The sequence below is a fragment of the Wenjunlia tyrosinilytica genome (assembly GCF_014646055.1).
GTDB classification, from domain to species: Bacteria; Actinomycetota; Actinomycetes; order Streptomycetales; family Streptomycetaceae; genus Wenjunlia; species Wenjunlia tyrosinilytica.
Map to the genome: position 1 here is coordinate 133,471 of NZ_BMMS01000004.1, position 26,158 is coordinate 159,628.

Consider the following 26,158-nt stretch of genomic DNA (forward strand, 5'->3'; position numbering starts at 1 on the left):
CACAACTCCTGTCGATGTCCACCCGTTATGGCCCCCAAGCCTTCATGTCGAGTGGCCGGGCGGACAAGCCATTATTGGATCTCACAGGGAACTCTCAAGTTGCGCGGGCCCGGCCGCACGGATACTTGAGCGCATGGACAGCAGCACGCGACCGGCCACCGTGCTCGTCGTCGAGGACGAGCCGAGCATCACCGACATCCTCGGGATCACCCTGCGCTTCCACGGCTTCACCGTGCTGTGCGCGGCCACGGGAAGCCGGGCGGTCGAGCTCGCGCGCGAGCACCGTCCGGATCTGCTGCTCCTTGATGTGATGCTGCCGGACGGCAATGGATGGCAGGTGTGCCGACGGCTGCGGGCCGAACGGGACGACCTCGCCGTGGTCTTCCTCACCGCGCGGGACGCGCCCGCCGACATCGTGGCGGGGCTCGGCCTCGGCGGCGACGACTACATCACCAAGCCGTTCAATGTGGACGAGGTGGTCGCCCGGGTCCACTCGGTGCTGCGCCGCACCCGCCGGGCGGCGCCGGTTCAGCGGGTCCTGCGCCACGGCGACCTGGAGCTGGACGAGGCCACGTACACGGTGCGCAGGGCCGGGCATCCGGTGGAGCTGACGCCGACCGAGTACAACCTGCTGCGCCATCTGATGCTCAACTCCGAGCGTGTCGTCACCAAGGAGCAACTGCTCCAGCACGTCTGGAGCTTCGACTTCGAAGTGGAGTCCACCGTGGTGGAGACCTACATCAGCTACCTGCGGCGCAAGCTCGACCGGCTCGGGCCGCCACTGATCGTCACCCGGCGCGGGGTGGGGTACGGGCTGAGGGCGCTCGAGGACGACGTGTGCTGATGCTGCCCTTCGCGCCGTCGCGGCCCTCCCGCTTCAAGCTGCCGCGCCCGCACACCCTGCGCGGCAGGCTCACCCTGACCAATGTGGCCCTGCTCGGGGCGGCGCTGGTGCTGGCCGGCGCGGGCAGCCTGTGGGGGATGTACAGCCTCCTGCTCGGCGAGATCGACGACACGCTGAAGGCCAAGACCCACGCGGTGCAGCACACCCCGCTGACGCTGGAGTCGATCCGGGCCATGTGCGCCGTCGCCGGGATCCTCGACAAGGCCTCCTCGGGGAAGTCCACACGGGCGGTGTTCGGGCAGGAACCGCTCGCCGTGCTCGATCCGGACGGGCGTGTCGCGCCGGTCTGCGGGACGGGCTCGGGCGAGGCCGCCGTCGAGTGCAGGCATCTCGCCGAGGCGGTCCGCGACCCGGGGGCGCTGGCCGCCTCCGGCGACGGGGAGACCGTGCGCCTTCCCGAGGGGTATGTACGGGTGACGGCGGCCCGGCTCGACGACGGCAGTGTCGTCCTGTCCGGGATCCGCATCAACGGCGTGCGTGACGCCGTCCACAAGCTGCTCGTCCTCGAGGTCGCCGCCGGCGCCGCCCTGCTGGGGCTGCTCGCCGCGCTGTCCATGGCGGGCTCGCGGCGCAAGCTGCGTCCGCTGGAGGACATGGTCCGCACCGCCTCCGCCATCGCCGAGGGCGATCTGTCGCGCCGGGTCGGCGTGGACGACGGGACCGCGGAGGTGGCCCAGCTCAGCACCGCGCTCAACACGATGCTCCATCAGATAGAGGGCGCCTTCCAGACCCGCGAGCACGCCACCGCCCAGCTGCGGCAGTTCGTCGGCGACGCCTCCCACGAGTTGCGGACCCCGCTGGCGTCCATCCGGGGCTACCTCCAGCTGTACGAGAAGGGGATGCTCGACCAGGACGAGCAGAAGCGGGCGCTGGGGCGGGTGAGCGCCGAGGCCGAGCGCATGGGCCACCTGGTCGACGAGTTGCTCGTGCTCGCCCGCCTCGACCAGCGGCCCGCGCTGCGCAGGGCGCCGGTGGACCTGGCGGCGCTGGTCGCCGACGGGGTGGCGGACCTGCGGGCGCAGCAGCCGGAGCGGCCCGTGGAGGTGCGGGTCCCGGAGGCGGTGCACGTGCTGGGCGAGGAGGCGCAACTGCGCAAGGTCGTCGCCAATCTGCTGGGGAACGTACGCACTCACACGCCCGCGACGTGCCCCGTGGTGGTGGAGGTCCGCGACGGCGGGGGCGAGGCGGTGCTGAGGATCGCCGACTCCGGACCGGGGATGCGGGCGCAGGACGCGGCACGGGTCTTCGACCGGTTCTTCCGGGCGAACGCGGACCGGGCCAGGCTCACGGGCGGCAGCGGCCTGGGCATGTCCATCGTGCAGGCGGTGGTCGAGACGCACGGCGGGCGGGTGACGCTGTCCACCGCGCCCGGGGAGGGGCTGGCCGTGGAGGTGCGGCTGCCGTCGCCGTCCCCCGCGCGCGGGGAGGTTCAGGCGCGCGGGGAGGCTCAGGCGCGCGGCGAGGCGAGCTCGACGACGGTGATGTCCGGGGGCGCGGCGACGCGCACCGGCGGTCCCCAGAACCCGGCTCCGCGCGTGACGTAGAGCTGGGTGTCGCCGTAGCGCTCCAGGCCCGCGACGGTGGGGTTGGGCAGGGCTGCGATCAGGTCGCCCGGCCACATCTGGCCGCCGTGGGTGTGCCCGGACAGCTGGAGGTCGACGTGGTGCCGGACGGCCTCGTGGATCTGGACGGGCTGGTGGGCGAGGAGCACACAGGCCCGCGCCGGGTCGCGGTCGCCGAGGGCCTTGCCGAAGTCGGGTCCCTGGCCTTCGCTCTCGCCGCCGAGGTCATTGACGCCGGCGAGGTCGAAGCCGGGGACCTCGACGCGGGCGTTCTCCAGGGGGTGCACCCCGAGGGAGCGCACGTGGTCGACCCACTCGGCGGCGCCGGAGAAGTATTCGTGGTTGCCGGTGACGAAGAAGCTTCCATGGCGGGACCGCAGCCGTGCGAGGGGTTCGGCGGCCCGGCCGAGGTCGTGGACGCTGCCGTCCACGAGGTCCCCGACGACGGCGACGAGGTCGGGCCGGGTGCGGTTGACGGTGTCCACGATCCGCTGGGTGTGCGCCCGGCCGAGGATCGGCCCGAGATGGATGTCACTGACAACGGCGATCCGGAACCCGTGCCCCTGCGGCCCGAGCTTGGCAAGCGGCACGGTGACCCTCTTCACCCGCGGCGGCCCGAGCGCGGTCCGCATCCCGTACCCCACGGTGCCGGTGGCCACGACCCCCGCGGCAATCGCGACGCCCCGGCTGACGAACAACCGCCGAGAGGCTTCCCCGGCGCTGCCCGCCGGGCTCGTGGAGGGGCGGGCCGCGAAGGCGTCCGCCACCGCCGGGCCGCCCGGGACGGCTTCGGGACCGCGGTGGTGCGCGGGTTCGGCCGCGCGGGCACCGGCGGCCGGCGCGGCCGACCGGTCCTGGGTGGCGGGATCGCCCCCGAGGGCTTCCGCGCTGCCACGCCCGGCGGCTTGCGCCGCGCGGGCACCGGGCCGACGGCCCTGGCCCGTGGCGGCCCCGACCTGACCGCCCCGCGCACGGGCGGCTTCGGCCGCGGAAGCGGCATCGGCCACCGCCGCGCCCTCCAGACCGTCCCCAGGGGCTTCGGTGTCGCGGTGGTGTGCGGCTTCGGCCGCGCAGAGCCGGGGACGACCGTCCTGGGCCGTGCCCGCGCCCCGTTCGCGTGTCGCCCTGTGGCGCAGGGCCCGTAGCAGGAGGGGGCGGGCCGCCTCTCCCACGAGGAGGGGGAGGGTGAGGTAGAGGATCATGGCCAGCCACAGGTAGCCGGGCCAGGCGAGGAAGCGCTCGGCGGCCAGGGGGATCTCTCGGCCGCCCACGATCGCGGCGACCGTGGTGAGGCCGAGGAGGGCCACGGCCGCGGTTCCCGCCTTCCGCGCGACGCCCCCGCGCGCCGTGGTGTCGCGGACGAGCCGCCACCACAGGTAGAAGTGGACCCCGAAGAGGAGCCCGAGCGCGAGGACCAGGAACAGCAACAAGAGCGCCACGCGCAGACCCTATCCGCAGGGCCCTGCCCCCGTCCCGCCGGGACGGCCCGAGGCGGACCCGCCCGGCAGCCCCCGCATACTGGTGGGCATGAAGCTCAGCCGCCCCGTGTCCTGGTTCCTCGTCGCCTTCGGCGTGTGGAGCTGGATCGTCTGGACCACCTTTGTGAAGAACCTCTGGAAGGACGCCGGCGGGCTCGCCTTCGACAACGGCGACCCGACCGGTTACTTCTGGGTGCACCTCACGCTCGCGATCGTCTCGTTCCTCCTCGGCACCGCCATCGGCGTCCTCGGCGTCCGCGGACTGCGCGCGTCCCGCCGCGACGCCACCGCCGACCCCGCCTGACCCCCGTTCGGGGTGCAGGTCCGCGACGGCGTCAGGGCCGGTTGGGTTTCACTACGTTGCGATGAGAGACATCACTCGAATGCCGCCGATTATCAGCCCGGAATTGCCATTTCGGGCAGGTACGGTCTCCGCGTGCGTCTCTCCAACACTGCTGCCGCAGCGGCACTGACCGCTGCCGCCCTCCTCGCGCCCGCGGGCCGCGCCGCCGCGGCTCATGACGAGTCCGACCACCCCAACCCGCCCAAGCGCATGTCCGCCCTCGGCGGCGACCTGCTGGGCAAGCGGGGCACCCAGGTCCACCTGGCGCCGGGAGCCCCCCGTATCCCCAAGGGCCTGACGGGGCTGTCGTGGATCGTCGCCGACGCGGAGAGCGGCGAGGTGCTCGCCTCGCACAACGCGCACTGGAGGCTGGCCCCGGCGAGCACCCTGAAGATGCTGTTCGCCGACACCGTGCTGCCGAAGTTCCCCCGCGACGCCGAGCACAAGGTGACCCTCGCCGACCTGGCCGACGTCCAGGCGGGCAGCAGCCTCGTCGGCGTCAAGGAGGACTTCAGCTACACGGTCCACGACATGTGGCTCGGAGTCTTCCTCGCCTCCGGAAACGACGCGGTGCATGTCCTGGCGGCGATGAACGGCGGCGTGAGGAAGACCGTCGAGGAGATGCAGGCCGAGGCCGAGAACCTGCGGGCCCACGACACCCATGTCGTCTCCCCGGACGGCTTCGACGCCCCCGGCCAGGTCTCCTCCGCCTACGACCTCACGCTCTTCGCCCGCGCCGGACTCCAGAACCCCGACTTCCGCGAGTACTGCGGCACCGCCACCGCGAAGTTCCCCGGCGGCTGGGTGAAGACCAAGAAGGGCAAGGACGACGGCAAGGGCGGCAAGGGGGACGACAAGCCGGGCGGCAGCCGCGCCAAGAACGGCAAGGGCGGGGCGAAGGGCAAGGCGCGCAAGCGGGAGATGTACGCCATCCAGAACACCAATCGCCTGCTCACCGGCGCCTGGGGCATGACCCCGTACAGGGGCCTCATCGGCGTCAAGAACGGCTACACCTCGCACGCCGGAAACACCTTCACCGGCGCCGCGCAACGCGGTGGCCGCACCCTCCTCGTCACCGTGATGCACCCGGAGTCCGGCGGCAACAACGTCTACGAGGAGGCCTCCGACCTTCTCGACTGGGGCTTCAAGGCGGCGGGCAAGGTGGATCCGGTCGGCGTCCTGGTGGCACCGAAGACCGTCCACAAGTCCCCCGCCAACCCCGGGGACAAGGGCAACGCCCCCCATGGCGCCCACCAGAAGGGCTCCCCGGCGGGCGGTCCTGAGGCGGGCCTCGCCTCGTCGAACCAGGGTTCGGCGGGCATGTGGACGGCACTGGGACTGGCCGGCGGAACGCTTGCCCTGCTCGGCGGGGCGGTGCTGGTGGTGCATCGCAGGTGGCCGCTGCCGGACCTGGTGGGCGGGGTCAGGAAGCGCGAGCGGCCCGGTGGCCGCGGACCCGGCCCCGACTCCCGTTGACCTTCTCGGCGTTCACATGGTCCCCGTGAGTGCCTGAAGCCGCTTCAGTCCCGTGGGCCTCGCGGGCCGCCCGAGCCCCTTCGCCCCGGCCGGGGCTCCCGTCGCGCTCGGTGCGTCCCTCGAGCTCATCGGGGCTGACGCACTCGACCTCGCGCTCGTCGTGCCGCCGCCGCTCCTTCGCGGTGGCGGTCCAGGCGGCGCACAGCAGGAGCAGGCGCATCATGAAGTTCATCCACAGCAGCACGGCCACGGGCGTGCCGAAGGCGCCGTACATGCTCTTGCCCGCCACGCTCCCGAGGTAGCCGGACAGCAGCAGCTTGAGCAGTTCGAAGCCGACGGCGCCGATCAGCCCGGCCTGCACGAGGGAGCGGCGGCCGGGGTGGAGCCCGGGCAGCCAGCGCAGCAGGTAGACGACCAGCAGGAAGTCCGCCGCGATGGCGACACAGGTGCCCAGGACACGCAGGAGGACGACACCGGCGCCATGGTGGTTCAGGCCCAGCCAGTCGGCGAGATGGCCGATCAGCGCCGTGGTCAGGGCCGAGGCGCCGACGGAGACGCACAGGACCGCGCCGAGGCCGAGCAGGACCGCGAGGTCCTTGCCCTTCCTGGCGAACACGTTCTCCTCGGCGTCCTCCACACGCCAGACGCCCCGGATGGAGCCGCGCATGGTATCCACCCAGCCCAGTCCGGAGAACAGCAGGAGCACCGCACCGATGACTCCGACGGTGCCCGCGTTGCGCACCAGGGACTCGAGATCGAGCTGGTCGGACAGGAACGCGAACTGCTCGCCGACCTTCTTCTCGATCCTGTGGACCTGGCTGTTGGTGAGAAAGGCCGCGGCGACCGCCGCGGAGACGGCGATGAGCGGGAAGAGGGCGAGGAACCCCGCGTAGGTCGCGGCAGCCGCCAGCCGGTCGCCCCTGGCCTCGCTGTAGTGGTCCCACGCCCGCCAGGCATGGGTCTTCGTCAGCCGGGCGATCCCGGGGCCCACCCATGGAATCCTGGTCAACCAATCCATGGCCCCCGTCTACCCCGCGATCCGGGGAGAACGCCTTGCCCCGCCCGTGCGGGCGGCGGCACTGCGCCGAACGGAGGAACGGCCGGGCCGCTCCACGCCCTGCTCACCCCCGGTGGTGGCACCGTTCAGCAGGCAGCGCCATTCAGCAGGCAGCGCCGTTCAGCGGCCGGAGGCAGCGGCGTCCGCGGCGCCGGTGGGCAGGTCCGCGTGGGAGGACTGGTGCGGCACGGTGGCCGTGTGGTCGGCCGGGAAGCCGAACTCGCGCTCCAGCCGCCACACCCCGTCGTCCCCCTGCTCGTAGAGGGCGAAGCCGGTCGCGACCCAGCTCGCGCGGAAGTCGGCCAGTGCCTCGAAGGCACGGTCGAGCGCCTCTTCGGCGATGCCGTGGGCGATGGTCACATGCGGGTGGTACGGGAACTGGAGCTCGCGCTCCAACGGGCCCGAGCGGACCCGCTCCTGGAGCGTGCGGCACTCCTCGGCGCCGCGCACCAGACGGACGTAGACCACCGGGGACAGCGGGCGGAAGGTGTCGGTGCCGTCGAGGCGAAGCTCGAAGGGGCGGCCGCTCGCGGCGACCTCGGCGAGGTGGTCCTCGATGGCGGGAAGCGCCTCGGGGTCGACCTCGGTGGGCGGAAGGAGCGTCACGTGCGTGGGAATGCCAAGGGCCTGCGGGTCACCGAAACCCGCTCGGCGCTGCTGCAGCAAGCTGCCGAAAGGCTCCGGGACCGCGATCGACACTCCGATCGTGCTGGTCCCCACGCGGCTCTCCATTCCGTCCATTGTCTTTGCCGGGCATCGGCCCCGATACGGTCCACAGTCGCCGCCCGCCGGGACTTTCGTCCCGGCGGGCGGCCACCGCTTCGGCTCTCAGTGCTTCGCGGGAAGGAGGCCGATGTTCTCGTAAGCGGCGGCGAGCGTCTCCGCGGCGACCGCCCGAGCCTTCTGCGCCCCCTTCGCCAGAACCGCGTCCAACGTCTCGGGATCGCCGAGGTACTCGTGCGTCCGCTCACGGAAGGGGGTCACCCATTCCACGAACCTCTCGGCGAGATCCGTCTTCAGCGCACCGTAGCCCTTGCCCTCGTATGCCTGCTCGAGTTCCGTGATTCCGGTCCCCGTGAGCGCGCAGTAGATGGTGAGCAGGTTGCTCACCCCCGGCTTCTCCTTCTCGTCGAAGCGGATCACGGTGTCGGCGTCGGTGACCGCGCTCTTGATCTTCTTCGCGGAGGCCTTGGGCTCATCCAGCAGGTTGACGATGCCCTTCGGCGACGACGCCGACTTGCTCATCTTGATCGTCGGCTCCTGGAGGTCGACGATCTTCGCCGTCTCCTTGACGATGTAGGGGTCGGGCACGGTGAAGGTGGGCGCGTACCGGGTGTTGAAGCGGTTGGCCAGATCCCGGGTCAGCTCGAGGTGCTGGCGCTGGTCCTCGCCGACCGGCACCGCGTTCGCCTGGTAGAGCAGGATGTCCGCGACCTGGAGGATCGGGTAGGTGAACAGCCCGACCGTGGTGCTGTCCGTCCCCTGCTTGGAGGACTTGTCCTTGAACTGGGTCATCCGGGAGGCCTCGCCGAACCCCGTCAGGCAGTTCATCACCCACCCGAGCTGGGCGTGCTCGGGAACGTGGCTCTGCACGAACAGCGTGCAGCGGTCGGGGTCGAGCCCGGCCGCCAGCAACTGCGCCGCGGCGAGCCTGGTGTTGGCCCGCAGTTCCTTCGGGTCCTGCGGAACGGTGATCGCATGCAGGTCGACAACCATGTAGAAGGCGTCATGGGTCTGCTGAAGCGCGACCCACTGGCGCACCGCACCCAGGTAGTTCCCGAGATGGAACGAGCCTGCGGTGGGCTGGATGCCTGACAGCACACGGGGACGATCGACGATGGCCATGTGCCCCATTGTCTCAGGTACCCGACCCGCCCACCGCAGACGGTTCGGACGGCTCAGACGGGCAGGCCGGGGGCCGGATACGCCGACATCAGGTCGCGGACCTCGGTGCGGATGCGGTGCAGCGCGTCCTCGTCGCCCGCGCGGGCGGCCTTGACCCCCCGGTCGATCCATTCCGCCACGGTCGGCATGTGCTGCTCGGTCAGGCCGCGGGAGGTCAGCGACGGGGTGCCGATCCGGATGCCGGAGGGGTCGAACGGCTTGCGAGGGTCGTACGGGACCGTGTTGTAGTTCACGACGATCCCGGCGCGGTCCAGTGCCTTGGCGGCGACCTTGCCGGGGACGTCCTTGTCGGTCAGGTCGATCAGCACCAGATGGTTGTCGGTGCCGCCCGAGACGAGGTCGAAGCCTCGGCCGAGCAGTTCGTCGGCGAGCGCCTTGGCGTTGGCGACGATCTGGTGGGCGTACGCCCGGAACTCCAGCTGCGACGCCTCGTGCAGCGCCACGGCGATCGCGGCCGTGGTGTGGTTGTGCGGCCCGCCCTGAAGGCCCGGGAAGACGGCCTTGTCGACGGCCTTGGCGTGCGACTCGTCGCTCAGGATCATCGCGCCGCGCGGGCCGCGCAGCGTCTTGTGGGTCGTGGTGGTGACGACGTCGGCGTGCGGGAACGGCGACGGGTGGGCGCCGCCCGCGACCAGGCCCGCGATGTGCGCGATGTCGGCGACCAGGACCGCCTCCACCTCGCGGGCGATCTCCGCGAACGCCGCGAAGTCGATGGTGCGCGGCACCGCCGTGCCACCGCAGAAGATCAGCTTCGGCCGCTCCTTGCGGGCGAGGTCGCGGACCTCGTCGAAGTCGACGAGGCCGGTCTCGCGGGTGACGCCGTACTGGACACCGCGGAACCACTTGCCGGTCGCGGAGACGCCCCAGCCGTGCGTGAGGTGCCCGCCCATCGGCAGGGACATGCCGAGCACCGTGTCGCCGGGCTCGGCGAAGGCCAGATAGACGGCGAGGTTGGCCGGCGAGCCCGAGTACGGCTGGACATTGGCGTGGTCGGCGCCGAAGACGGCCTTGGCCCGCTCGATCGCCAGCGTCTCGACGGGGTCGATGTTCTGCTGGCCCTCGTAGTAGCGCTTGCCGGGGTAGCCCTCGCTGTACTTGTTCTGAAGGACGGTGCCGGTGGCCTCGAGCACGGCCGTGGACACGTAGTTCTCACTGGGGATGAGCCGCAGCGTGTCGGCCTGGAGCTGCTCCTCCGCCTTGATCAGGCGGGCGAGCTCGGGATCGATCCTGGTGATGGCGGGATGCTGCACGAGTTCCTCCCGGGTCGGTCGGCGCCCATCGGCGAGCGCCGGCGTCACGAACCCGGGTGCCCAGGCGGACGGCACCACGGAAGTGGTCACGGGACTTCCCCGTCGTGCCGCTCCCTCGTGGTCGCTTCCACGCTTGCCGAACGGACCATCGGCTCGCCAGTTGCGGCACCTTCACCCTAGCCGGTTTGCCGCGTCGCTCCAGCACGCAAGAAGAACGGTAGGCAAACCTGCCTTCGAGCGATAGAAATGGCTTCGAGTGCGCATAAGCAGCGCAGAATCGCAAGGGAGCGCCCAATGACGACCGCAGCAGCGAACACGTCTTCCGAGCTGATCAGCGCCGCGGAAGCGCACAGCGCGCACAATTACCACCCCCTGCCCGTCGTGGTCGCCACCGCCGAGGGCGCCTGGATGACCGATGTGGAGGGCAAGCGCTACCTCGACATGCTCGCCGGGTACTCGGCGCTGAACTTCGGGCACGGCAACCGCCGCCTGATCGACGCCGCCAAGGCCCAGCTGGAGCGGGTCACGCTCACCTCCCGCGCCTTCCACCACGACCGGTTCGCGGCCTTCTGCACGGAGCTCGCCGAACTGTGCGGCATGGAGATGGTCCTGCCGATGAACACCGGCGCCGAGGCCGTGGAGACGGCCGTGAAGACCGCCCGCAAATGGGGCTACAAGGTCAAGGGCGTCCCCGAGGGCCGGGCCAAGATCGTCGTGGCCGCCGACAACTTCCACGGCCGCACCACCACCATCATCAGCTTCTCCACCGACCCCGAGGCCCGGGCCGACTTCGGCCCCTACACCCCGGGCTTCCAGGTCGTCCCCTACGGCGACATCGAGGCCCTGGACGCGGCCGTGGACGCCGACACCGTGGCGGTCCTGCTGGAGCCGATCCAGGGCGAGGCCGGGGTGCTGGTGCCGCCGCCGGGCTACCTCGCGGAGGTCCGGCGGATCACCGCCGAGCGCGACACCCTGTTCATCGCCGACGAGATCCAGTCGGGACTGGGCCGGACGGGCAGGACGTTCGCCTGCGAGCACGAGGACGTCGTGCCCGACATGTACATCCTCGGCAAGGCGCTGGGCGGCGGGGTCGTACCGGTCTCCGCGGTGGTCTCCTCGGCCGCCGTGCTCGGGGTGTTCCAGCCCGGCGAGCACGGGTCGACGTTCGGCGGCAACCCGCTTGCCTGCGCGGTGGCGCTGGAGGTCGTCGCGATGCTGCGCACGGGCGAGTTCCAGGCCCGCGCCACCGAGCTCGGCGACCACCTGCACCAGGAGCTGCGCCGCTTCGAGAGCGCGGGCGCGGTCACCGCTATCCGCGGACGGGGCCTGTGGGCGGGTGTGGACATCGCCTTCGACCACGGCACGGGCCGCCAGGTCTCGCAGGCGCTCATGGAACGCGGGGTGCTGGTGAAGGACACCCACGGGCAGACGATCCGCATCGCCCCGCCGCTGGTCATCAGCAAGGACGACCTGGACTGGGGGCTCGGCCACCTGCGGGAGGTGCTGGGGGCGCGCTCCGCCTAGGTCCGGCGCCCGGGCCCGCGCGGGGTCCCGGGGCACGAGCGCGTAGGGTCCCGGCATGGGACTCGGTCTGGTCTGCGCGCTCGCCGCGGCGGTCTTCTTCGGAGCGGCCTCCGTCTTCCAGGCGGTCGCCGCCCGCAGGACCGAGTCCGGGGAGGGCGTCGACCCGCGGCTGCTGATGCGGGTGCTGCGCCAGTGGCCGTTCCTCGCCGGGATCGGTCTGGACGGGCTCGGCTTCTGCGCCGAACTCGTCGCCCTGCGCACGCTCCCGCTGTACGTGGTGGGCGCCGCCCTCGCCTCGAGCCTGGCGGTGACCGCCGTCGTCGCGGCCCGAGTCCTGCGGGTGCGGCTGTCGGGCAGGGAGTGGGCCGCCGTGGCCACCGTGTGCGGCGGGCTGGCCCTGCTGGCGCTCGCCTCCGGGCCCGAGGGCGGCAAGGAGGGCACCAGGGGGCTGCGCCTGGCGGTGCTGGGCGCGGCCGTGGTGATCCTGGGCCTGGGTTTCGCGGCCGGCAGGCTTCCGGGCCGGGCCAGGGCGGCGGTGCTCGGCCTTGCCGCCGGGCTCGGCTTCGGCGTGGTGGCCGTCTCGGTGCGCCTGATCCCCGACGCCGGTCTGCCGGGCGTCCTGGCGAACCCGGCGCTGTACGCGCTCCTGCTCGGCGGGCTGGCCGGGTTCCTCTTCCTCACCTCCGCGCTGCACCGCGGCTCGGTCACGACCGCCACCGCCGGACTCGTCATCGGGGAGACCGTCGGGCCCGCGCTGGTCGGGGTGATCGCGCTCGGTGACCGCACCCGTGACGGGATGGTGCCCGTGGCCGTGGCGGGGTTCGGCCTCGCCGTGGCGGGGGCGCTGGCGCTGGCCCGCTTCGGTGAACCGGCCGCGCCCGACGAGTCGTCACAGGATCGGGCACAGCAGGTCCACAGCGCCTGAGAAGGCGTGGTCGGGCGGGGGTGCCGCAGCCGACGACGAGGGCGGGCAGCCCCTGCGGAGCGGGCTCGTGGCGGAACCAGTCCAGCCCCTGCGGGGCGAGCCCGGCGGCGTTCCCCCTCAACGCCCTGTGCATCCCGGACGGCCCGGCCCCCGCACACCTGGGGGAGCTGGGCGCGTCCAGGATCACCTTCGGCGGCGGCCCGCACGGGGAGGCCGCCGCCGCGGTGCGGGCGCTCACGCGACAGCTCGCCGGGGGGACGAGCGCGGGGACTCGCGGTAACCGCCCTCACCCTTGAATACGTACGCGGCGCCCGGCGGGTTCATCCCCGCCGGGCGCCGCGTCGTGTCACCGTGTTCCGCGGTGACGCGGGCTCAGTCGTTCCGGCCGCGCCGGACGGCTCAGATGAGGCCGAGCTGGCCGACCGCGTCGCGCTCCTCGACAAGCTCGTTGACCGAGGCGTCGATGCGGGAGCGGGAGAAGTCGTTGATCTCCAGGCCCTGGACGACCTCGAACCGGCCGTCCACGGCGGTCACCGGAAACGAGGAGATCAGTCCCTCGGGCACACCGTAGGAGCCGTCGGAGACGACACCGGCGGAGGTCCAGTCGCCCTCGGGGGTGCCATTGACCCAGGTGTGCACGTGGTCGATGGCGGCGTTGGCGGCCGACGCGGCGGAGGAGGCACCGCGGGCGGCGATGATGGCGGCGCCGCGCTTGGCCACGGTCGGGATGAACTCCTCGGCCAGCCACTTCTCGTCGTTGACGGTCTCGGCGGCGTTCTTGCCCGCGACCTCGGCGTGGAAGATGTCCGGGTACTGCGTCGCGGAGTGGTTGCCCCAGATCGTGAGCTTCCTGATCTCGGACACCGGGACGCCGGTCCTCTTCGACAGCTGCGACAGGGCGCGGTTGTGGTCGAGGCGGGTCATCGCGGTGAAGCGCTCGGCCGGGACGTCCGGGGCGTGCTTCTGGGCGATGAGGGCGTTGGTGTTCGCCGGGTTGCCGACGACGAGGACCTTGATGTCGTCCGCCGCGTGGTCGTTGATCGCCTTGCCCTGCGGGCCGAAGATGCCGCCGTTGGCCTCGAGCAGGTCACCGCGCTCCATCCCCGCGGTACGCGGGCGCGCACCGACGAGAAGGGCCACGTTGGCGCCGTCGAATCCGACGTTCGGGTCGTCGCTGATGTCGATGCCGCGCAGCAGCGGGAACGCGCAGTCGTCGAGCTCCATCGCCGTGCCCTCGGCGGCCTTCAGACCCTGGGGGATCTCCAGCAGGCGCAGCTTGACCGGGGTGTCCGGACCGAGCAGCTGACCCGAGGCGATGCGGAACAGCAGCGCGTAGCCGATCTGGCCTGCCGCACCGGTGACGGTCACGTTCACGGGAGTGCGAGTCATTGCCTTCTCCTGTTGCTTCCCTTGCCGCGCCCCGGTGGCGTCCCTTGCCCCGGAACGTAGATATCTTGGTGTCGAGAGATACGCCGTCAGGCTATCCGACGGCCGGTGGCGCCATGCGCACGGCCCGTGTGGCCCCGGTCACCGACCGGCGCCCGTACGGGCGGCAGGAGCGCGGCGGCGCCGCGCCTCGCGAACGGACCCGCTCACCGCACGGCGAAGCGCAGGGCCTCGGAGAGCCAGGGCACTTCCAGGACCGGGTTCGGCATGGCCACCAGGGTCATGAACACGATGCCCGTTCCCAGCACCCCGAGCGTGATCACATCGGTGAAGCGGCTGCGGACGGCGAGCATGCCCACATTGGGCAGGGTCACCCGCAGCACGGCGCCGACCAGCACGAACGCGCCCACGAGCAACAGACCGGGTCGGAAGCTCGCCATCATGACAAGCAGGCCGATCGCCATCCCGCCGAGCACGAGAAGCACCGGCCACTGGCGGGCCGGCGCGGGAGCGTCGCCGCCCGCCGCCCGGCGTCCGCCCTCGGGTCGCAGCGTGCCCTCGGTCTTCACCGGGCGCCTGCGGGACTTCCCGTTCTCCACCGCGACCTCCATCAGCCGACCTCAGCGCTCCTTGGCCGCCCGCTCGGCCGCCTCGACGACGTTGCTCAGCAGCAGGGCTCGGGTCATCGGCCCGACACCACCGGGGTTCGGGGCGATCCAGGCCGCCACCTCGCGCACCGCCGGGTCGACGTCGCCCACCAGCTTGCCCTCCGCGTCACGGCTGACGCCCACGTCCAGCACCGCCGCGCCGGGCTTGACGTCCTCGGCCCTGATCAGGTGCGGGGAGCCGGCCGCCGCGACGACGATGTCCGCCTGGCGCAGCTGCGCCGACAGGTCGAGGGTGCCGGTGTGGCACAGGGTGACGGTGGCGTTCTCGCTGCGGCGGGTGAGCAGCAGGCCGATCGAGCGGCCGACGGTGATCCCGCGGCCGACGACGACGACGTGGGCCCCGTGGATCTGCACGTCGTGGCGGCGCAGCAGGTCGATGATGCCGCGCGGGGTGCACGGCAGCGGAGCCTCCTGGTTGAGCACCAGGCGACCGAGGTTCATCGGATGCAGGCCGTCCGCGTCCTTGGCCGGGTCGATGGCCTCCAGGACACGGTTCGTGTCGAGCCCCTTCGGCAGGGGCAGCTGCACGATGTAGCCGGTGCAGGCGGGGTCGTCGTTCAATTCCCGCACGACGGCCTCGACATCGGCCTGGGTGGCCGTGGCGGGCAGTTCACGCTGGATGCTGGCGATGCCGACCTGGGCGCAGTCGCGGTGCTTGCCCGCGACGTAGGAGCGGCTGCCCGGGTCGTCGCCCACCAGGACGGTGCCGAGGCCGGGGGCGATGCCCTTGGCCTTGAGCGCCTCGACGCGGGAGGCGAGCTCGGACTTGATCGCTGCGGCGGTGGCCTTGCCATCGAGAATCTGGGCGGTCATGGGGCCATCCTCCCGGACGAAGCGGCGAACGTTCCAATCAGTCCCAGCACTCGGGCGCCGATTCCGGGGGGCCACCGCGCAATCGGGACATTTACCGTGAAGCGTCCCCGCGTGTTGACCCAGAGTCCGGCTCCCATTGCAGATTCGGTACAGCCCTGGAAGCTCGCTGGACAGCGGATGGGGACAACTACCACGATGGGGCCGCACAAGCCGCCGAAAGGGACCCCTCGCAGCAGGGGTGGCGGGACCGACCCGGGGGAGACCGTGAGCAGTCCGTACCATACGCCGGATCCGTACGACGGCCGGCAGAATCCGTATGCGAACGGGCAGCCCGGCTACGGGTATCCGCAGCAGCCCCCGCAGTACGGCCACCCGCAGTCCGGATACGGGCCGGGCCCCGGCTACGGGTATCCGGGCGGCCCCGGAGGGCCCCATCCGACGGCCGGCGAGCCGAATCAGCTCGCCCTCGCCTCCGTCGTGCTCGGTTTCATCTCCATCGTCGGCGCCCTCTTCTGCTACGGCGGTGTGCTCGGTCCGGTCAGCATCGGCCTCGGCGTCGCGGGTCTGGCCAGGTCCAAGCGGACCGGGACCGGGCGCAACCAGAGCATCGGCGGAATCGCCCTGGGCGCGTTGGGCACCGCGATCCTGGCGTCCTTCATCGTTCTGATCGTCGTCTACAAAAAGCACGTGGCGCCGTGACGCCATGACGCCGACGACGAGAACGACGGCGCCAGGGGATCACGCACCACTGCCCCGGCTTCTGTCCGGCGGCCGAGCCCGCCATCAACTGTCCCCACCCCAGCACGGAGGAATCACGTGAGTTACCCGCCCGGCCCCAACGACCCGTACGGCCAGCCGCAGGGCCAGCCCGGGTACGGCTACCCGCAGCAACAGCCCCAGCAGGGGTACGGCTACCCGCAGGGCCAGCCCGGCTACGACCCCAATGCCGCCTACGGATACCCGCAGCAGCAGCCCGGGTACGGCTACCCCCAGGGGCAGCCCGGCTACCCGCACGCGGGCCAGGTGCAGCAGTTCTACGCGAGCTGGGGTTCGCGTTTCATCGCCCTGCTCGTGGACGGCCTCATAAGCGGCATTCCGGCGATGCTCCTGATCATCATCGGGCTCGCCGTGAAGGGCGGCGCCGGAGCCACCCTCGCGGTGCTCGGCTACGTGGCCTCCTTCGGCGTCATGCTGTGGCTGCTGCACCAGAAGGGCACCACCGGTCAGTCGATCGGCATGAAGACCGTCAACATCCAGCTGCTGCGCGAGGTCGACGGGCGTCCGATGGGCTTCGGCATGGCCTTCGTCCGCTACCTGTGCCACATCGTCGACGGCATCCCCTGCTACATCGGGTACCTGTGGCCGCTGTGGGACGCGAAGAAGCAGACCTTCGCCGACAAGATCATGGGCACGGTCGTCGTCAAGAGCCAGTGAGGCGGCGGCAAGCGGCATGACGGCGCAGCCGTCAAGGACGCAGCCGTCAAGGACGCAGGCCGAGGGGTCGGGAACGCGGATCGCGTTCCCGACCCCTCGTCCGTCCGCTGTGCGCTCAGTGGAAGAAGTGGCGGGTTCCGGTGAGGTACATCGTCGCGCCCGCCGCCTTGGCCGCCGCGACGACCTCCTCGTCGCGCACCGAACCACCCGGCTGCACCACGGCCTTGACGCCCGCCTCGAGCAGCACCTGGAGTCCGTCGGCGAACGGGAAGAAGGCGTCGGAGGCCGCGAACGAACCGCTCGCCCGCTCCCCGGCGCGCTGTACCGCGAGCCGCGCCGAGTCGACCCGGTTGACCTGGCCCATGCCCACACCGACCGTCGCCCCGTCCGAGGCGAGCAGGATGGCGTTGGACTTCACCGCGCGGCAGGCCCGCCAGGCGAAGGCGAGTTCCCGCAGTCCGGCCTCGTCCAGCGCCTCACCCGTGGCCAGCGTCCAGTTGGCGGGATTGTCGCCCTCGGCCTGGAACAGGTCGGTCTCCTGGAGCAGCACACCCCCGGTGATCGGCTTGATGTCGCCCGGGCGGGCCGGGCTGCCCTCCACGCGCAGCACCCGGATGTTCTTCTTGCGCGAGAGGACCTCCACGGCGCCGTCCTCGTAGGCCGGCGCGGCGATCACCTCGGTGAAGATCTCCGCGACCTGCTCGGCCATCGCGACCGAGACGGGGCGATTGACGGCGATGACGCCGCCGAACGCGGACAGCGGGTCGCACGCGTGCGCCTTGCGGTGGGCCTGCGCCACATCCGCGCCGATGGCGATGCCGCAGGGGTTGGCGTGCTTGATGATCGCGACGCACGGCTCGTCGTGGTCATGGGCGGCGCGGCGCGCGGCCTCGGTGTCCACGTAGTTGTTGAACGACATCTCCTTGCCGTGCAGCTGCTCGGCTCCGGCAAGGCCCTGCCCGGTGCCGTCGGTGTAGAGGGCGGCGGCCTGGTGCGGGTTCTCTCCGTAGCGCAGCACGCTCGTCCGCTCCCAGGCACCGGCCAGGAACTCAGGCAGGGGCTTGTCGCCGGGCTCGGGGGCGTAGGCGTTGGTGAACCACGAGGCCACGGCCACGTCGTAGGCCGCGGTGTGCTGGAACGCCTCGGCGGCGAGCCGCTTGCGCGCGTCCAGATCGAATCCGCCCCGCGGGAGCGCGGCGAGCACATCCGCGTACCGGTCGGGGTTGACGACGACGGCGACCGAGGGGTGGTTCTTGGCGGCGGCGCGGACCATGGACGGGCCGCCGATGTCGATCTGCTCCACGCACTCGTCCGGGGCCGCGCCGGAGGCGACGGTCTCACGGAAGGGGTAGAGGTTCACGACCACCAGCTCGAACGGCTCGACGCCGAGCTCCACCAGCTGCTCGCGGTGCGAGTCCAGGCGCAGGTCCGCCAGGACGCCCGCGTGCACCTTCGGGTGCAGGGTCTTCACCCGGCCGTCGAGGCACTCGGGGAAGCCGGTGAGCTCCTCGACCTTGGTCACCGGGACCCCGGCCGCGGCGATCCTCGCGGCGGTGGAGCCCGTCGAGACCAGCTCGACCCCGGCCTCGTGCAAGCCGCGAGCCAGCTCTTCGAGGCCGGTCTTGTCGTAGACACTGACCAGCGCGCGGCGGATCCGCCGCTTCGTCGTACCGGTACTCACGGGACCAGGACCCTTCTTCCTTCGATGCGGTAACCCTCGCGGGCCAGGCGGCCCACGACGTGGACGAGCGCCTCGCGCTCGACCGTCTTGATGCGCTCGTGGAGCGCTTCCTCCGTGTCGTCCTCGTGGATGTCCACCACGTGCTGGGCGATGATCGGGCCGGTGTCGACCCCGTCGTCCACGAAGTGGACGGTGCAGCCGGTGACCTTGGCGCCGTAGGCCAGCGCGTCCCGGACGCCGTGCGCACCGGGGAAGCTCGGCAGCAGGGCCGGGTGGGTGTTGACGACGCGGCCCCCGAAGCGGGCCAGGAACTCCTTGCCGACGATCTTCATGAAACCCGCCGAGACCACGAGGTCCGGCCGGTGCTCGGCGACGGCCCCGGTGAGGGAGCGGTCCCACTCCACCCGGTCCGCGAAGTCCTGGACCCGGCGGACGAACGTCGGCACACCGGCGCGCTCGGCCCGCTCGAGGCCGGTGATCCCGGGCCGGTCCGCGCCCACGGCGACGACAGCGGCCCCGTACGCGGGGTCTTCCGCCGCGTCGAGCAGCGCCTGAAGATTGGTACCCGAGCCCGAGACGAGGACGACCAGACGGGCGGGGGGCGAAGTGGACGGGGGGAAAGCACCCACAGCTGGGCTCTTCTCTCGCGGATCCGGGAGTTTCAAGGCCGGAAGCGACGCGCGCTGGGGAACCTGAGGCGCCACGCGGCCGTCAGCAACGATACTGGCACACCGTGCCGCCCCCGAACCGGCGGTGGCCAGCCTCTCGCGATAGCGTCAGGAAAAGGACCGGAGTACCGAACGATGCAGCGAAGCGACAAGGGGTTGGCGCAAGCACCATGAGCAGCGGCCGCAACCAGGACCAGCAGGACAACCCCTTCGCGCCGCCGCCCGAGGGGACCCCCGACCGGCCCTGGCAGCCCCGCACTCCGCCGCCGTCGCAGACGGGCCCGGACTCGGGGCAGGGACCGGGGCAGGGGCCCGAGGAGGGCCAGGACGGCGGGGAGCAGGGCGGCGGGGAGCAGGGCGGCGGGCATCAGGGCCGTCCGCCGGGCCCGTGGGGGCCGCCGCGGCGGCCCGACCACCAGGGTGACTGGCCCGCCCGTCCGGGCGGCGGGGACCGGGGGCCGCAGCAGACCCAGGGGCCGCGCTTCGACGTGACCGACCCGGCGCAGCGCCGGGCCCGGTACGCCCTGCTGAGCGGCATGTGGGCGTTCTTCTTCATCGTGTTCAGCGTGCCGCAGTTGTCGCTGCTGCTCGGGGCGCTGGCGCTGTACTGGGGCATCAGCTCGCTCCGCGCGAAGCCCAAGCCCGCGAACCCGGCCGGTCAGCCGGGCGCGGGAGCGACGGCAGGGCAGGGAGCACTGGGCCAGTCGGCGCAACCGGGTCAGCCGGGAGGGTCCGGGGCTCCGGCGACCAAACCGCAGTTCGCCACGGCCATGAGCGGCCTGGTGGCGGGCGGTCTTTCGGTGCTGCTGGTGCTCGGCATGTTCTCGTTGCAGCTGGTGTACCGGGACTACTTCACCTGCGTGTCCGACTCCCTGACCTCGGCGGCGCGGCAGTCGTGCAGCAAGGAGATCCCGAGCTGGCTCGAACGGACGGTCGGCGTCAAGAACTGACGTCGGGCCGCTGGGTGGGCGGGTCCTCGGGCACGGGGCTGAACGACGCCATGAGCCCCCCGGAAGCCGCCCTGAGCTCCCCCCACCTCTCCTCCCGCCGCGCCTCGGCGGTCCGCGCGCCGTCCCGGCGGCGCCGGAGCGAGGAAAGCAGGGAGCGGGCCCAGCCCGCTGAGGTGGCACTTCCCTGAGCGGCAGCATCTGCGGCCAGGGGTGTCGTGGACTCGGCCGGTCCATCGGCCGTCGGCAAAGCCGACGGCTGCACGCCAAGCGGGTGTACGGCGAGCGGCTGCACGGCGAGCGGCTGCACGCCAAAGGGCCGCGTCCGCCACGCTGCGGCAGCTCTCACGGAGGCCGCGCCTCCAGGGAGGGGAGCGCCAGCGCACCGGGGCGGCTCGGGCTCGGACGGACCCTCCGGCTGCGCGGCAGCGCCCGGCAAGGACGGTGCCTTCTCACCGGAAGGCACCGTCCGGCCCAACGGCGCCTCCCCGCCCGCCGGCGTCCCCGCACGAGGCAGCACGCTCCCACTCGGCGGCGCGCTCTCACCGCCCGACTGCCTCTCCGCACGCTCGCCGCCCGCCTGCGCCCCCTCGCGGGGCAACGCGCCCTCGCTCAGCGGCGACTTCTCCCCGCCCGCCAGCGTCCCCACATGAGGCAGCACGCTCCCGCTCGGCGGCGCGTTCTCGCCTGGCGGCGCCCCCGCACGGGGCAGTCCGCTCTTCCCCAGCGGCGACTTCTCCCCGCCCGCCTGCGCCCCCTCGCGGGGCAACGCGCCCTCGCTCAGCGGCGCGTTCTCACCGCCCGCCATCGTCCCCACATGAGGCAGCACGCTCCCGCTCGGCGGCGCGTTCTCGCCTGGCGGCGTCCCCGCGCGGGGCAGTCCGCTCTTTCGCGGCGACTTCTCGCCAACCGGCAGCGTCCCCGCACGGGGCAGCGCGCTCCCGCTCGGCGGCGCGCTCTCGCCGCCCGACTGCCTCCCCTCGCTCGGCGGCGCGCTCTCGCTCGGTGGTGTCGGCGCGCTGGACTCCGTCCTCTCGTGCCCTTGTGCGCTCTCAGTGAGCGTCTTCCGTGGGGCAGCCGGCAAGGCCGCCGCCTTCGGCAGGGACGGGACCTTGGGCAAGGACGTCCGGGACAGGAACGAGTGCAGGGATGGCAGGACGCTCCGGGGTGAGGGCGGGGTGGTGCGGAGGTGGTAGCAGCGGGTGGTCAGGGCTGCGGGGATGGCCAGGCACGCCGTCCACGCGAGGGCGGCAACGCCCGTTGACCACCAGGCGGGGCCGAAGTCGCTCAGGCGGTTGGTTCCCATCGGGCCCGAGGCCAGCAGGGTGGCCAGGACCATCACCAACCCCACGCCCACGGACGCCAGCGCCGTGACGACGGCCGTCTCGCGCAGGTCGCGGGTCGCCTTCACCACCACAACGGCCACGGCCACGGCGGCGGCCAATGGCACGGCGAACGCCAGCCACTCCCCCGCGTCCTCGTTGCCCCGCCCCGGCAGGGCGGCGAGCAGGGGGAAGTTCGGCACCCCCGCGTAGTGGGCACCCGCCGCGCCCACCGCGGTGCCCGCTCCCACCGCGAAGCCCGGTCCCAGTGCGTACGAGGCGCTCCACACCGCGGCATTGGGCAGCAGGGCGGCGGACAGCAGCAGGACCGCAAGCCGACCCGATGGCGCGTCGGTGAGCGTCTCGAACGAGCCATTGGCCATCGGCGTGTGCCAGATGAGCGCCGCCGCCGTGATCACCGCTCCGCCGCCGACGAGCGTCAGCGCCCCCACCGCGGTCGCCCGCAGCGCCAGGACGGCGTTCTCCCACGGCAGAAGCTCCCGCGGGCGCAACGGGATCTTCCCCATGGCGCGGGACAGGGTCGCAGGAGGGGACCAGCGTGGACGGCCCAGGGCCGTCCACGCCCCGGACCCGGCCGCGAGAAGGGCGAGCAGCGGGATCAGCGCGAGCGCGGCCGAGGGACGGCTGCGGATCGGCCCCGAGGATGTGTAGAACAGCGCCGCCAACGCGACCAGGCAGTATCCGCAGCACATCAGCAAGATCGTCGCCACCCCACTGATCGGGCGGGGTGCCGGAGCCCGGTCGCCGTCGGTCCCCACGCTGTCCGTCCCGCCGCCGTCCGTCCCGCCACCGTGCGTCCCCACGCTGTCCGTCCCGCCACCGTGCGTCCCCACGCTGTCCGTCCCGCCACCGTGCGTCCCCACGCCGTCCGTCCCGCCGGCGTGCGTCCTCATGCTGCCTGTCCCGCCACCGTCCGTCCCGCCACCGTGCGTCCCCACGCTGTCCGTCCCGACGCCGTCTACCCCGCCGCCGTCTACCCCGCCGCCGTCCACCCCGGCGCCGTCTGCCCCGGTGCTGTCCGTTCCGGTGCCGTCCGCCCCGCCGCTGTCCATTCCGACGCTGTCTGTTCCGACGCTGTCCGTCTCCGGGCGTTCCTCCTCCGGGCCGTCCTCCTCCGGGCCGTCCGTTCCCGGGCGCTCCTTCTCCGGCGCCTCCGTCTCCGGGCTCTCCACCGCGTTCGCGCCCGAGCGATTGAGGAGCCACAGCGGAAGGACGGCCAGCAACAGCGGCGTGACGCCCACCGGGGCCGGGACGCCGCTGCGGGTGTCCATGCGCAGCAGGTCGCCGCCGTGTGCCAGCAGCCACAGGTCCGCGGCGATGTGCAGGGCGCCGCTCGGGCCGCTGTCGGAGTACGGCGAAGTGATCCACAGGAACAGCACCACGACGGCGAACACACCGAGGCCGAGTCCCGCCGCGAGCGCGCCCCCGAACAGCGCGGCCGTGATCGCGGGGAGGCGGCGCCCGGCCGGTCCGGGGCGAGGAGGTGCCTGCTGGGGCAGTACCGGGCTGCGACCGATCAGTTGGCTCACGCCGCCCCATGCTGCCAAGAACATCCGTTTCACCCCGGTAGCGAGCGAATGTTCGTCGTGTCGCCGAAGATGACACCATGCGTCTTTTCATACGAATATCCGGGACCCCGCCATGCCCCCGGTGAACCTCGTCAAAGCCGCTCCACCGCGCCCTGCGCCCTCGGCCATGGCCCCCGATGCCGCCGACCCGGATGCCGCGGCGTTCGACCGCCTCTGCGCCCGCACGGCCCACGCCCTCACCCAGCAGCTGTTTCTGCTGACGTGTGAACGCCGCCTCGCCCTCCGCGCAGTCGACCACGCCTTCCGCCTCGCCTGGCAGCGCTGGCCCGAGGTGGCCGGGGACCCCCAGCCCGAGGGCTGGCTGCGCACCGCTGCCTGCGAGTACGCCCTCTCGCCCTGGTGGAGGCCACCGTCGCTGCGTCACGGCCGACGGCGGCGGCCGCGCACCCCCTTCCTCGACGCCGTGCGGCGGCTGCCCGCCCACCACCGGATGGCGCTCCTGCTCTACGACGGCCTCGGACTCGACCTGCCGGATGCCGCCGCCGAGGCGCAGGCAACCACTCCCGCCATGGCCGGACGGGTGAGCGCCGCCCACGCCGCGCTCGCCCGCTCCGTCCCGGGACTGGTCGGCGGCGACCCCGACCACCCCGAGTTCGGAGCCGGGCTCACCGGCCTCCTGAGACAGGCCGCCGAGGGCCTGGAGGTCCCACTTGTTTCACCCGAACGGATGCGTTTGCGCGGCGAGCGCAGAGCGCGCCGATGGACGATCGGCGTCGCCTCGCTCATCGTCGCCCTCCTCACGGGCATGCTCTCGACCCCGACCCCGAGCTTGACCCCGGGCTCGCCGGGCTCCACCCCTCGCGAACGGGTCCAGCGCCCCTTGCCCACTGCCAGCCGCACCACCGGCACCCTCCTCGACGGCACCGTGCCCGGCAACGGCCGCTCCGACGATCCCGTGATGGCACCCGCCCCGCTCGCGGACCACATCACCGTGCGGGTCCCCGTCCTCCGGACCGGTCACCCGCGGCACCCTGCGGCGCCCCGCCCCCTTCTGCGGTAGCGGCCCGGGGAACGCGAAGGGGCGCCGTGCCCGTCGGCGCGGCGCCCCTTCGGCGTGGCTATTACTCGCTCAGCCTTCGAGGGCCGCACGCGCCAGGCGCGCGGTCTCGGACGGGGTCTTGCCGACCTTCACGCCCGCGGCCTCGAGGGCCTCCTTCTTCGCCTGGGCGGTGCCGGACGAGCCGGAGACGATGGCGCCCGCGTGGCCCATGGTCTTGCCCTCGGGCGCGGTGAAGCCCGCGACGTAGCCGACGACCGGCTTGGTCACGTTCTCCTTGATGAAGGCCGCGGCCCGTTCCTCGGCGTCGCCGCCGATCTCACCGATCATGACGATGAGGTCGGTGTCCGGGTCCTCCTGGAACGCCTTGAGGGCGTCGATGTGCGTGGTGCCGATGATCGGGTCGCCGCCGATGCCGATGGCGGTCGAGAAGCCGAGGTCGCTCAGCTCGTACATCATCTGGTACGTCAGCGTGCCGGACTTCGACACCAGGCCGATGCGGCCCGAGGTGGTGATGTCCGCCGGGATGATGCCCGCGTTGGAGCCGCCGGGGCTGATCAGGCCGGGGCAGTTGGGGCCGATGATGCGGGTCTTGTTGCCCTTGGAGCCCGCGTACGCCCAGAACGCCGCCGTGTCGTGAACGGCGATGCCCTCGGTGATGACGACCGCGAGGGGGATCTCGGCGTCGATGGCCTCGACCACCGCGTCCTTGGCGAACTTCGGCGGAACGAAGATCACGGTCACGTCGGCGCCGGTGGCCTCGATGGCCTCCTTCACGGAGCCGAACACCGGAACCTCGGTGCCGTCGAAGTCGACCGCGGTGCCGGCCTTGCGCGGGTTCACGCCACCGACGATGTTGGTCCCGGAGGCCAGCATCCGGCGGGTGTGCTTCGTGCCCTCCGAGCCGGTCATCCCCTGGACGACGACCTTGCTCTCCTTGGTCAGGAAGATAGCCATGTCTTGAGGTCCGTCCCTTACTTCGCAGCCGCGAGCTCGGCGGCACGCTCGGCCGCGCCGTCCATCGTGTCCACCTGCTGGATCAGCGGGTGGTTCGCCTCGGTGAGGATCCGGCGACCCTCCTCGGCGTTGTTGCCGTCCAGGCGCACCACCAGCGGCTTGGTGACGTCCTCGCCGCGCGAGTGCAGCAGCTCGAGGGCCTGGACGATGCCGTTGGCGACCGCGTCGCACGCGGTGATGCCGCCGAAGACGTTGACGAAGACCGACTTGACGGCCGGGTCGCCGAGGATGATCTCGAGACCGTTCGCCATCACCTCGGCGGAGGCTCCGCCGCCGATGTCGAGGAAGTTGGCGGGCTTGACCTCGCCGTGCTTCTCACCGGCGTAGGCGACGACGTCGAGGGTGCTCATGACGAGACCCGCGCCGTTGCCGATGATGCCTACCTCGCCGTCGAGCTTGACGTAGTTGAGGCCCTTGGCCTTGGCCGCGGCCTCCAGCGGGTCGGCCGCGTCCTTGTCCTCGAGCGCCTCGTGCTCCGGCTGGCGGAACTCGGCGTTGGCGTCCAGCGACACCTTGCCGTCCAGCGCCAGGACCCGGCCGTCGGCGACCTTGGCCAGCGGGTTGACCTCGACGAGGAGCGCGTCCTCGGCGACGAAGGTCTTCCACAGCGTGACCAGGATGTCGGCGATCTGGTCGGCCACGTCGGCCGGGAACTTCGCGGCCTCGACGATCTCGCGGGCCTTCTCCGGGGTGACGCCCTCGTTGGCGTCGACCGGGATCTTGGCGAGGGCCTCGGGCTTGGTGGCCGCGACCTCCTCGATGTCCATGCCGCCCTCGACGGACGCCATGGCCAGGAAGGTGCGGTTCGCACGGTCGAGCAGGTAGGAGACGTAGTACTCCGCGGCGATCTCCGGCGCGGTCTCCGCCAGCATCACCTTGTGGACCGTGTGGCCCTTGATGTCCATGCCGAGGATCTGCTCGGCCTTGGCCACGGCGTCGTCGGGGTCGGAGGCCAGCTTCACACCGCCGGCCTTGCCGCGGCCGCCGACCTTCACCTGGGCCTTGACGACGGCCTTGCCGCCGAGCCGCTCCGCGACCTCGCGCGCCGCCGCGGGCGTGTCGATGACTTCACCGGCCAGCACCGGTACGTCATGCTTGGCGAAGAGATCCCTCGCCTGGTACTCGAACAGGTCCACGCGCGTCCGTCCCCTTTGTGGTGATCGCGGTTCGTTGGTTGCGTGGGCGTGCCGC

23 protein-coding genes and 1 riboswitch are annotated in these 26,158 nt (G+C 72.2%); of the genes, 10 read left to right on the plus strand and 13 right to left on the minus strand.

The window, feature by feature from the left end; all coding sequences use genetic code 11:
• Positions 1–133 precede the first annotated feature (133 nt).
• Together IEY86_RS06045 and IEY86_RS06050 are read left to right on the plus strand one after the other, a co-directional pair.
• Positions 134–844, plus strand: a complete 711-nt coding sequence (locus tag IEY86_RS06045) for a response regulator transcription factor (RefSeq protein ID WP_189130472.1) — start codon at positions 134–136, stop codon at positions 842–844.
• Complete coding sequence (locus IEY86_RS06050) at positions 844–2,448, plus strand: sensor histidine kinase (protein ID WP_189130626.1); 1,605 nt, start codon at positions 844–846, stop codon at positions 2,446–2,448. Before IEY86_RS06045 ends, IEY86_RS06050 begins: the two co-directional genes overlap by 1 nt.
• On the opposite strand, the gene IEY86_RS06055 is transcribed toward IEY86_RS06050, so the two are convergent.
• Positions 2,352–3,722, minus strand: a complete 1,371-nt coding sequence (locus IEY86_RS06055) for a metallophosphoesterase (protein ID WP_373286966.1) — start codon at positions 3,720–3,722, stop codon at positions 2,352–2,354. The genes IEY86_RS06050 and IEY86_RS06055 overlap by 97 nt on opposite strands.
• Before the next feature lie 271 nt (positions 3,723–3,993).
• Between IEY86_RS06055 and IEY86_RS36205 the strand changes: the two genes are divergently transcribed.
• Together IEY86_RS36205 and IEY86_RS06065 are read left to right on the plus strand one after the other, a co-directional pair.
• The gene (locus IEY86_RS36205) at positions 3,994–4,248 is read left to right on the plus strand and encodes an SCO4848 family membrane protein (RefSeq protein WP_229698185.1); all 255 of its coding nucleotides are present in this window, start codon (positions 3,994–3,996) and stop codon (positions 4,246–4,248) included.
• 132 nt (positions 4,249–4,380) lie between these two features.
• A complete protein-coding gene (locus IEY86_RS06065; RefSeq protein WP_229698186.1) occupies positions 4,381–5,763 on the plus strand; it encodes a D-alanyl-D-alanine carboxypeptidase family protein in 1,383 nt (460 codons plus the stop codon).
• Here the strand turns inward: IEY86_RS06065 and IEY86_RS06070 are convergent.
• The 4 genes from IEY86_RS06070 to glyA form a co-directional block, all read right to left on the minus strand.
• Complete coding sequence (locus IEY86_RS06070) at positions 5,711–6,781, minus strand: YihY/virulence factor BrkB family protein (protein WP_189130474.1); 1,071 nt, start codon at positions 6,779–6,781, stop codon at positions 5,711–5,713. The genes IEY86_RS06065 and IEY86_RS06070 overlap by 53 nt on opposite strands.
• A gap of 159 nt (positions 6,782–6,940) precedes the next feature.
• Positions 6,941–7,540 (minus strand): 2'-5' RNA ligase family protein, encoded by a 600-nt coding sequence (locus IEY86_RS06075; RefSeq protein WP_189130475.1) that lies wholly within the window; start codon positions 7,538–7,540, stop codon positions 6,941–6,943.
• 108 nt (positions 7,541–7,648) lie between these two features.
• Positions 7,649–8,665, minus strand: coding sequence for a tryptophan--tRNA ligase (gene trpS, locus IEY86_RS06080; RefSeq protein ID WP_189130476.1), 1,017 nt, complete (start codon positions 8,663–8,665; stop codon positions 7,649–7,651).
• Between the two features lie 53 nt (positions 8,666–8,718).
• Positions 8,719–10,023, minus strand: a complete 1,305-nt coding sequence (gene glyA, locus IEY86_RS06085) for a serine hydroxymethyltransferase (RefSeq protein ID WP_373286967.1) — start codon at positions 10,021–10,023, stop codon at positions 8,719–8,721.
• Between the two features lie 3 nt (positions 10,024–10,026).
• A riboswitch (ZMP/ZTP riboswitch) is annotated at positions 10,027–10,149 on the minus strand.
• A 120-nt stretch (positions 10,150–10,269) separates the two neighbouring features.
• Between glyA and rocD the strand changes: the two genes are divergently transcribed.
• Positions 10,270–11,499, plus strand: a complete 1,230-nt coding sequence (gene rocD, locus IEY86_RS06090) for an ornithine--oxo-acid transaminase (RefSeq protein WP_189130477.1) — start codon at positions 10,270–10,272, stop codon at positions 11,497–11,499.
• A gap of 55 nt (positions 11,500–11,554) precedes the next feature.
• Positions 11,555–12,424 carry a DMT family transporter gene (locus IEY86_RS06095; RefSeq protein ID WP_229698187.1) on the plus strand — a complete coding sequence of 290 codons (870 nt, stop codon included), beginning with the start codon at positions 11,555–11,557 and terminating at the stop codon, positions 12,422–12,424.
• 399 nt (positions 12,425–12,823) lie between these two features.
• Here IEY86_RS06095 and IEY86_RS06100 read toward each other — a convergent pair whose 3' ends face one another.
• From IEY86_RS06100 to IEY86_RS06110, 3 genes are all read right to left on the minus strand, one after another.
• Complete coding sequence (locus IEY86_RS06100; RefSeq protein ID WP_189130478.1) at positions 12,824–13,813, minus strand: malate dehydrogenase; 990 nt, start codon at positions 13,811–13,813, stop codon at positions 12,824–12,826.
• 203 nt (positions 13,814–14,016) lie between these two features.
• Positions 14,017–14,421, minus strand: a complete 405-nt coding sequence (locus IEY86_RS06105) for a DUF3017 domain-containing protein (RefSeq protein WP_189130479.1) — start codon at positions 14,419–14,421, stop codon at positions 14,017–14,019.
• 9 nt (positions 14,422–14,430) lie between these two features.
• Positions 14,431–15,291, minus strand: coding sequence for a bifunctional methylenetetrahydrofolate dehydrogenase/methenyltetrahydrofolate cyclohydrolase (locus IEY86_RS06110; RefSeq protein ID WP_189130480.1), 861 nt, complete (start codon positions 15,289–15,291; stop codon positions 14,431–14,433).
• A gap of 264 nt (positions 15,292–15,555) precedes the next feature.
• Here IEY86_RS06110 and IEY86_RS06115 point away from each other — a divergent pair, with 264 nt between their 5' ends.
• A complete protein-coding gene (locus tag IEY86_RS06115; protein WP_189130481.1) occupies positions 15,556–15,990 on the plus strand; it encodes a DUF4190 domain-containing protein in 435 nt (144 codons plus the stop codon).
• Positions 15,991–16,107: 117 nt separating this feature from the next.
• Positions 16,108–16,725: an RDD family protein gene (locus tag IEY86_RS06120; RefSeq protein WP_189130482.1), complete on the plus strand. Its 618-nt coding sequence runs from the start codon at positions 16,108–16,110 to the stop codon at positions 16,723–16,725.
• Between the two features lie 115 nt (positions 16,726–16,840).
• On the opposite strand, the gene purH is transcribed toward IEY86_RS06120, so the two are convergent.
• Positions 16,841–18,406: a bifunctional phosphoribosylaminoimidazolecarboxamide formyltransferase/IMP cyclohydrolase gene (gene purH / locus IEY86_RS06125; protein WP_189130483.1), complete on the minus strand. Its 1,566-nt coding sequence runs from the start codon at positions 18,404–18,406 to the stop codon at positions 16,841–16,843.
• Positions 18,403–19,035 carry a phosphoribosylglycinamide formyltransferase gene (gene purN, locus IEY86_RS06130; protein ID WP_189130484.1) on the minus strand — a complete coding sequence of 211 codons (633 nt, stop codon included), beginning with the start codon at positions 19,033–19,035 and terminating at the stop codon, positions 18,403–18,405. Before purN ends, purH begins: the two co-directional genes overlap by 4 nt.
• A gap of 209 nt (positions 19,036–19,244) precedes the next feature.
• Here purN and IEY86_RS06135 point away from each other — a divergent pair, with 209 nt between their 5' ends.
• Positions 19,245–20,024 carry a hypothetical protein gene (locus IEY86_RS06135; protein WP_189130485.1) on the plus strand — a complete coding sequence of 260 codons (780 nt, stop codon included), beginning with the start codon at positions 19,245–19,247 and terminating at the stop codon, positions 20,022–20,024.
• On the opposite strand, the gene IEY86_RS36210 is transcribed toward IEY86_RS06135, so the two are convergent.
• Positions 20,014–22,893, minus strand: coding sequence for a cell division protein PerM (locus IEY86_RS36210; RefSeq protein ID WP_373286962.1), 2,880 nt, complete (start codon positions 22,891–22,893; stop codon positions 20,014–20,016). The two genes, IEY86_RS06135 and IEY86_RS36210, sit on opposite strands and share 11 nt — an antisense overlap.
• Positions 22,894–23,014: 121 nt before the next feature.
• Here IEY86_RS36210 and IEY86_RS06145 point away from each other — a divergent pair, with 121 nt between their 5' ends.
• Entirely contained in the window at positions 23,015–23,953 is a 939-nt protein-coding gene (locus IEY86_RS06145; protein WP_189130486.1) for a SigE family RNA polymerase sigma factor, read from the plus strand.
• A gap of 69 nt (positions 23,954–24,022) precedes the next feature.
• On the opposite strand, the gene sucD is transcribed toward IEY86_RS06145, so the two are convergent.
• Positions 24,023–24,907, minus strand: a complete 885-nt coding sequence (sucD, locus tag IEY86_RS06150) for a succinate--CoA ligase subunit alpha (protein ID WP_189130487.1) — start codon at positions 24,905–24,907, stop codon at positions 24,023–24,025.
• Positions 24,908–24,924: 17 nt separating this feature from the next.
• Positions 24,925–26,103 carry an ADP-forming succinate--CoA ligase subunit beta gene (gene sucC, locus IEY86_RS06155; RefSeq protein WP_189130488.1) on the minus strand — a complete coding sequence of 393 codons (1,179 nt, stop codon included), beginning with the start codon at positions 26,101–26,103 and terminating at the stop codon, positions 24,925–24,927.
• Positions 26,104–26,158: the final 55 nt, after the last annotated feature.

Coding starts and splice junctions, on each gene's coding strand:
- IEY86_RS06110 (WP_189130480.1), bottom strand. CDS start 15,291: ATGACCGCCCAGATTCTCGATGGCAAGGCCACCGCCGCAGCGATCAAG.
- IEY86_RS06045 (WP_189130472.1), top strand. CDS start 134: ATGGACAGCAGCACGCGACCGGCCACCGTGCTCGTCGTCGAGGACGAG.
- IEY86_RS06095 (WP_229698187.1), top strand. CDS start 11,555: ATGGGACTCGGTCTGGTCTGCGCGCTCGCCGCGGCGGTCTTCTTCGGA.
- trpS (WP_189130476.1), bottom strand. CDS start 8,665: ATGGCCATCGTCGATCGTCCCCGTGTGCTGTCAGGCATCCAGCCCACC.
- IEY86_RS06070 (WP_189130474.1), bottom strand. CDS start 6,781: ATGGATTGGTTGACCAGGATTCCATGGGTGGGCCCCGGGATCGCCCGG.
- IEY86_RS06100 (WP_189130478.1), bottom strand. CDS start 13,813: ATGACTCGCACTCCCGTGAACGTGACCGTCACCGGTGCGGCAGGCCAG.
- IEY86_RS06135 (WP_189130485.1), top strand. CDS start 19,245: ATGAGCAGCGGCCGCAACCAGGACCAGCAGGACAACCCCTTCGCGCCG.
- IEY86_RS06105 (WP_189130479.1), bottom strand. CDS start 14,421: ATGGAGGTCGCGGTGGAGAACGGGAAGTCCCGCAGGCGCCCGGTGAAG.
- IEY86_RS36205 (WP_229698185.1), top strand. CDS start 3,994: ATGAAGCTCAGCCGCCCCGTGTCCTGGTTCCTCGTCGCCTTCGGCGTG.
- rocD (WP_189130477.1), top strand. CDS start 10,270: ATGACGACCGCAGCAGCGAACACGTCTTCCGAGCTGATCAGCGCCGCG.
- sucD (WP_189130487.1), bottom strand. CDS start 24,907: ATGGCTATCTTCCTGACCAAGGAGAGCAAGGTCGTCGTCCAGGGGATG.
- IEY86_RS06050 (WP_189130626.1), top strand. CDS start 844: ATGCTGCCCTTCGCGCCGTCGCGGCCCTCCCGCTTCAAGCTGCCGCGC.